Origin of the sequence: Clostridium sp., assembly GCF_021443865.1 — a bacterium.
Taxonomy (GTDB): domain Bacteria; phylum Bacillota; class Clostridia; order Clostridiales; family Clostridiaceae; genus Clostridium.
The window spans coordinates 1-5,683 of record NZ_JABUTB010000112.1 but is presented as its reverse complement, the minus strand read 5'-3'; the positions used below and the strand labels follow the sequence as shown (position 1 = coordinate 5,683).

Here is a 5,683-nt window from a genome sequence, read left to right as displayed (position 1 = left end):
AGATAAATTATTAGCAGATGTAGAACTCTATTCTATTGAATGGGTTATTAAGGCTATGGAGATAGGGAACAAAAGAAGTAAGAGAAATTATTCTTACTTCAAGGGTATCTTAGAAAATTGGAAAACGGAAGGCTATAAGGAGGTGGAGCATGGAAGCACTAGACAGGATATTAAACCAGGTGAAAACAAATGGAGTAAGTACGAGTTTGAATAATTATAAGTGTCCTAAATGTAAAGACACTAGCTGGATAGAAAAAGAAGGAGCATATACCAGGTGCTCCTGCTATACAGAAGAATACTTAAGTAGGTTATGGGAAAACTTCGGTGTAAAGATAAAAGACATTAAACTCCTTAGAGAATATGAACCGTATAATGATTTAACTAAGAAGGCTAAAGATAAAGCAGCAGATTATATTAGAAACTTTGATGAAATACAAGGTGCCAGGGAGAATGGATTTGCATTATTAGGACAACCAGGAGCTGGCAAAACACATATAGTTCTAGCTATAGGAAAGGCATTATTAGAAAAGCAAATAAGTGTAGTATATATGCCTTATTTAGAAGTTATAAAAGAACTAAAGGCACTAGCTATGTATCAAGAGGACTATGAAAAATTAATAAATAGATATAAGAGGGCCAAGGTATTAATAATAGATGATCTATTCAAGGATAAAGTTAAAAAAGGAAGAATAGCAGCAGAGTTAAGTGAAACAGATATGAAGCATATATATCCAATTCTTAATTATAGATATTTAAACTATCTACCAACGATAATAAGCTCTGAATGTACTCCTAATATGCTCCTGGAGTTAGATGAAGCATTAGGAGGAAGGATATTAGAAACTACAGGAAAGAGATATAGCCTTACATTTAAGGGAGATTGTAATTATAGATTAAGAAAGTTTATGAAGGAGGATAAATAATGAAGGAATTAACATTTAGAGAAGTTATAGCAAATATAAAAGAGGGTGAAGTTTGGGAATATAAAAATTTTAGAATTGAGAAAGGTATTAATATAGATATTAGATTTGATGTAAAACCTGGTATGTGTGGAATAAGTTTTGGAAATAAAGAAAAATTTAAACTACAAAGAAAAGAATACACCTTTGAAGAAGCATTTAAAGCATATGAAGAAGGTAAAGAAATAGAGAGTGTAATAGATGGAAAAAGGTGCTATAAAAGGGATTGGATTGCTATATATGGAAGTGATGATGAAGCACCAATATCAAGAGCAGCTATAAGGGGTAAGTGGTATATAAATGACTAGAGAAATTAAGTATTGTTCTGAATGTGGAAAACTTTATGCAGAAACTCACCATATAGTATTTAGAAGTGAGGCAAAGGCATTAGAACATTGTAAATTAAATCTAGTAAATCTATGTATAGAACATCATAAAGGAACATTTGGACCTCATGGAAGCAAAGGATCAGCAGCTAATAAAAAATATAAGTTAGAGTTTCAAAATAAGCTAGAAATACTTTTGGACAAGCAATTTTTAACTAAAGAAGAAATAAACAAGGTATTACAGATAAGCGACAAGGCACTAAATAGGCTTTTAAAGACATTAAGTTTACAGAATGGTTTATATGTTAGGGAAGATGTAATAAGAGTTTGTATGGGTGGAAAATTAGTTATAGAAGAAGGTGCAGAATGAATCCACAACAAATTATAGAGCAAATGGAAATGACTAGACAAGCATTACAAAAAGGAAATACCAATTTAAAAACTCTATCTATAGTTAAAGCAGAAGCAGAAAGAAATTATAGAGTTGAAGTAAGAAAAGAAATATTAAAACTTAGATTAGAGAAAGTACCAACCACTATAATTAATGATTTAGTTAGAGGGAATGAAAAGGTAGCAGAATTAAGACTTAAAAGAGATATAGCAGAAAGTGATTATTATACTTGTATAAGTGCTATAGAGAATTTAAGGCTAGATATAGAAGTATTAAGAAGTAAATTAACTTGGTTAAGAGTAGAGTTGAAAAATAGTTAATATATCGAATGTAATATAGTTGGTGGTGATTATTGTTAAAAATAATAAAGGTCAACATAATTTTTTAGACCAGGGATTTGATAGAGAAAAATGTGTATTCAATGAAAAATATTCATGTACTCATTATTGGGCAGTAAGAGTAATGCAAGGATGCGACAATGAGGATTGTGATAAAAAGTGTTGTATGAATTGTAAAGTAGTGTGTGGATATAGGTGTAATGCAGCTAAATGATTACGACATTAATGTCGGAGTGAAAAGGAGAATGGGAGTAAATCTAATTATAGACCTGTAGGAAGCGAGAGAATAACTAAAGATGGATATATAGAAATAAAGATAAATGATCCTAATTTGTGGAGATTAAAGCACTTAGTAATTTGGGAAAAAGAAAATGGATTATTGCCTAAAGGGTGTGCATTATGTTTGCAGATGGGAATAAGCTTAATTTGAATATAGAGAACCTGATACTAGTAACCAGGAATCAACTACTAATTATGAATAAAAGGAAATTAAGAAAGGATAGCATAGAACTTACAAAAGTTGGTCTAAACATAGCAAAAGTGTATGAAAGAATAGGGGAAAGGAGAAAGAAAAGTGAAGGTAGGAGATAAAGTAAAAATTACTCGTATGGAAGAAAGAGTTAAAAGAGTAAAGGCTGGAAGAATAGCAGTAATAACAAATAGCTTTATAGTAGTACAGTTTAAGAATTATAGAGAGAGCTTTAAGAAAACTGACTTACTAGCAGAAGGTTGGGTAGATATGCAGCTATGGAACGGAAGGGAATGGATAAAGGTAGATAAGGAAGTGATTAAGTGACTAATAGTAAGCAAAAAGGAGCTAGAGGGGAAAGAGAATTATCTTCCAAGCTAAAAGAATACGGATATGAAACAAGGAGAGGACAACAGTATTGTGGTGCAAATGGTGATGCAGATGTGGTTGGATTACCTGGTATTCATATAGAGTGTAAGAGAGTAGAAAAACTTAATATCTATGATGCTATATGTCAAGCTAAGGCAGATAAGAAAGAAAATGAGTTAGGAGCGGTATTCCATAGAAAAGATAGAAGTGAATGGCTAGTAACTATGACATTAGATGAATGGATGAAATTATATAAGGAGGGAAACAGGCAATGAAGCTTAAACTAGGAGATTACTTCATAGAAACAGATGAAAGACAGTATAAGGTTAAAAAATATGTAGGCAAGGATAAAGAAGGTAATGACATATATAAGTCAATAGCTTATTGTACACAGTTAGCTGAAACGCTCAAATTCATACCTCAACAGGTTATAAGGAGTAATGATGATATAAGTATCATAATTGACAAGCTTAATCAAATAGAGCGAGAAATAAACGATATAGATAAGTTCATAAAAGAGAATAAAAATTATAAAGAAAGATATAAGGAACTGGATAGATATATAAATATTCACTATGAAAATTAAGGAGGATTAATTAATGGAAACATCATATGAAATAGATTTTACAGAGGATAATGCAATTGAATTTATAAATATAGAGGAGGAAGAAGTTAATGAATAAGGTAATACTTATCGGAAGGGGGCATATGGTTGCTTGAAGTAAATTGGACTAAAGAAGAAATCGAAAAGTTAAAACGGATGTATCCTTATTTGAGCAATGAAGATTTATCTAAAATATTTAAAAGAAGCACAGGATCTATACAACATAAAGCTTCAAGATTAAAACTTAAAAAAGATAATGAAGTTAATTCTTTGATAAGAGGGAAAGTTAGAGAAGGAGAAAAGTCTACTTCATGGAAAGGTGGAAGAAAATTAAATAAAAAAGGCCATGTTTTGATATTGAAAAAAGGCCATCCTTTAGCAGATAAAAACGGATATGTTCTGGAACATAGATATGTAATGTGTGAACACTTAGGAAGGATATTAACTCCTAAGGAAATAGTACACCATAAAAATCATATAAAAACTGACAATAGGATAGAGAATTTAGAAGTTATGAGTAATACAGAACATACTATATTACATCATAAAGGGTTAAAAAGAAGCCAAGAAACAAGAAATAAAATAAGAGAAGCGAGGATAAAAAGATATGAATAAAGTGGTACTTATAGGCAGACTTACTGCAGATCCTAATTTAAACTTTGCAGCCAATACAGGTACTGCAGTATGTAAGTTTGGATTAGCAGTAACAAGACCTTTCAAAAAGGATGAAACTGATTTTATCAATTGTATATCATTTGGTAAGACAGGAGAAACAATAGCACAGTATATAACTAAAGGTAGACAATTAGCAGTAACAGGAAGCATAAGAACAGGTAGTTATGATGCCAAAGATGGAACTAAGAGATATACAACAGATATAGTTGTGGATTCATTTGAATTTATAGGAAGTGGACAAGGCAACAATAACCAAGCTACACAACAAGGTAGTAGTCAAGATAGCTTTTATGATGATATGACACCAGAAGATACTTCTGATATGCCTTTCTAATGGAGCAGATAGAATTTAAGCTTATTATTTTTAAGGAAGATGATACAGAGTTACATAATAGTTTCTTATGTGGCTCTGTACACAGATACCTATTTGAACATGAAAATAATTTTATTATAAAAGTTGATGGAGTTTATTATGGACCATTAAAAGAATATTGTAAGAAGTTAGGGTGATGTAATGGAAGTTAGAGAAAGGATAAGAGAATATATAACTAAAGGTGTAGTAAAAACAGAAGGAATAAGAAAATTAAAAAGAGAGTTTAATTTGGATCAACAAGAATTAATCAATTTATGGATAGAAGTAAAATCAGATTTAGATAATAGAAATACCAAAAGAAAACCATCATTAAAACCATATAGAGAAGATGTTATAGAAAAAGCACTTAAGAAGAATGGAATAGATATTCAAATGACAGTAGCTATAGAAGAACTAGGAGAATTAATACAAGCTATATGTAAGTATAAGCGTGGGGAAGAGCATAACATTGAGGAAGAAATAGCAGATGTAAAAATAATGATAGAGCAGCTAGAAACAATATTCAATAAAGATAAGATAAGGACCTGGAGAAATAAAAAGATTGAGAGATTGGAAGGAAGGTTAAAAGATTAATTTATGAGAATATTGGTTAGATGGTTAATAGGAGCATTTCTAATTTGGTTATTTGTATATAAAGCTACTAAAGGAGATGTAAAATAATGAGCAAGTATTCCAGGCAAGGGAAATTAGCTAAAAATGGAGCAGTAGATAGTAAATACTTTTCAAACAAAGATAAGTTTGAAGAAGATATAAATATAAAATTAGAAGCTACAAGGAAGTTTAAAGAAGATATAAGGCAATTAATATTAGAAAATCCTAACTTAATAGAGCAAAGGTATTTTAATACTGTAGAAGTTATAAAAGAGCTTAAAGAAGAGTTAGAGATTTAATTATTAAATTATAATGAGGGGGAAATATGGAGCAATTAAGTTTAATAGAAGAAAGTGTCAAAGAATCTATTATAAAACAAATGAAAATAGCTATTAGTAAAGGGATTATCCCAGGAGCAGAAGTTATTTTTGATAAAGATAATAAATGCAAATATGTAATAATGAATTTATTCATAGGAAATCAAGAAAAATTACATGTTAAATTAATAAATAATAATGGAATAATGAATTACTTAGCACTAAGCAATAGATTAACTGTAGTAGGGTTTTATAGATAATTTGTTTCTAT

The 5,683-nt window shown here is 30.1% G+C and carries 14 protein-coding genes; all 14 read left to right on the top strand.

Annotation, left to right across the window (positions count from 1 at the left end):
• On the top strand, window positions 1–214 hold a 214-nt coding region (locus HUJ77_RS14100), incomplete at its 5' end, for a DnaD domain protein (RefSeq protein WP_291709676.1).
• Window positions 207–923, top strand: a complete 717-nt coding sequence (locus HUJ77_RS14095) for an ATP-binding protein (protein ID WP_291709674.1) — start codon at window positions 207–209, stop codon at window positions 921–923. The genes HUJ77_RS14100 and HUJ77_RS14095, both read left to right, overlap by 8 nt.
• Window positions 923–1,267 (top strand): hypothetical protein, encoded by a 345-nt coding sequence (locus HUJ77_RS14090; RefSeq protein WP_291709672.1) that lies wholly within the window; start codon window positions 923–925, stop codon window positions 1,265–1,267. The genes HUJ77_RS14095 and HUJ77_RS14090 overlap by 1 nt, the downstream gene beginning before the upstream one ends.
• A complete protein-coding gene (locus tag HUJ77_RS14085; RefSeq protein ID WP_291709670.1) occupies window positions 1,260–1,655 on the top strand; it encodes a hypothetical protein in 396 nt (131 codons plus the stop codon). Before HUJ77_RS14090 ends, HUJ77_RS14085 begins: the two co-directional genes overlap by 8 nt.
• On the top strand, window positions 1,652–1,996 hold the full coding sequence (locus tag HUJ77_RS14080; protein WP_291709668.1) for a hypothetical protein: 345 nt from the start codon (window positions 1,652–1,654) through the stop codon (window positions 1,994–1,996). Before HUJ77_RS14085 ends, HUJ77_RS14080 begins: the two co-directional genes overlap by 4 nt.
• A 417-nt stretch (window positions 1,997–2,413) precedes the next feature.
• On the top strand, window positions 2,414–2,605 hold the full coding sequence (locus HUJ77_RS14075; protein ID WP_291709667.1) for an HNH endonuclease: 192 nt from the start codon (window positions 2,414–2,416) through the stop codon (window positions 2,603–2,605).
• Window positions 2,589–2,810 (top strand): hypothetical protein, encoded by a 222-nt coding sequence (locus HUJ77_RS14070; RefSeq protein ID WP_291709665.1) that lies wholly within the window; start codon window positions 2,589–2,591, stop codon window positions 2,808–2,810. Before HUJ77_RS14075 ends, HUJ77_RS14070 begins: the two co-directional genes overlap by 17 nt.
• Window positions 2,807–3,127 carry a hypothetical protein gene (locus tag HUJ77_RS14065; RefSeq protein WP_291709664.1) on the top strand — a complete coding sequence of 107 codons (321 nt, stop codon included), beginning with the start codon at window positions 2,807–2,809 and terminating at the stop codon, window positions 3,125–3,127. The genes HUJ77_RS14070 and HUJ77_RS14065 overlap by 4 nt, the downstream gene beginning before the upstream one ends.
• Window positions 3,124–3,438, top strand: a complete 315-nt coding sequence (locus HUJ77_RS14060; RefSeq protein ID WP_291709663.1) for a hypothetical protein — start codon at window positions 3,124–3,126, stop codon at window positions 3,436–3,438. The genes HUJ77_RS14065 and HUJ77_RS14060 overlap by 4 nt, the downstream gene beginning before the upstream one ends.
• 126 nt (window positions 3,439–3,564) lie before the next feature.
• Window positions 3,565–4,071 (top strand): HNH endonuclease, encoded by a 507-nt coding sequence (locus HUJ77_RS14055; protein WP_291709660.1) that lies wholly within the window; start codon window positions 3,565–3,567, stop codon window positions 4,069–4,071.
• The gene (locus HUJ77_RS14050; protein ID WP_291709658.1) at window positions 4,064–4,465 is read left to right on the top strand and encodes a single-stranded DNA-binding protein; all 402 of its coding nucleotides are present in this window, start codon (window positions 4,064–4,066) and stop codon (window positions 4,463–4,465) included. The genes HUJ77_RS14055 and HUJ77_RS14050 overlap by 8 nt, the downstream gene beginning before the upstream one ends.
• Before the next feature lie 180 nt (window positions 4,466–4,645).
• A complete protein-coding gene (locus HUJ77_RS14045) occupies window positions 4,646–5,077 on the top strand; it encodes a hypothetical protein (RefSeq protein ID WP_291709656.1) in 432 nt (143 codons plus the stop codon).
• 86 nt (window positions 5,078–5,163) lie between these two features.
• On the top strand, window positions 5,164–5,394 hold the full coding sequence (locus tag HUJ77_RS14040; protein WP_291709654.1) for a hypothetical protein: 231 nt from the start codon (window positions 5,164–5,166) through the stop codon (window positions 5,392–5,394).
• Window positions 5,395–5,420: 26 nt separating this feature from the next.
• Window positions 5,421–5,672, top strand: a complete 252-nt coding sequence (locus HUJ77_RS14035) for a hypothetical protein (protein ID WP_291709652.1) — start codon at window positions 5,421–5,423, stop codon at window positions 5,670–5,672.
• The last annotated feature ends 11 nt before the right edge of the window (window positions 5,673–5,683 follow it).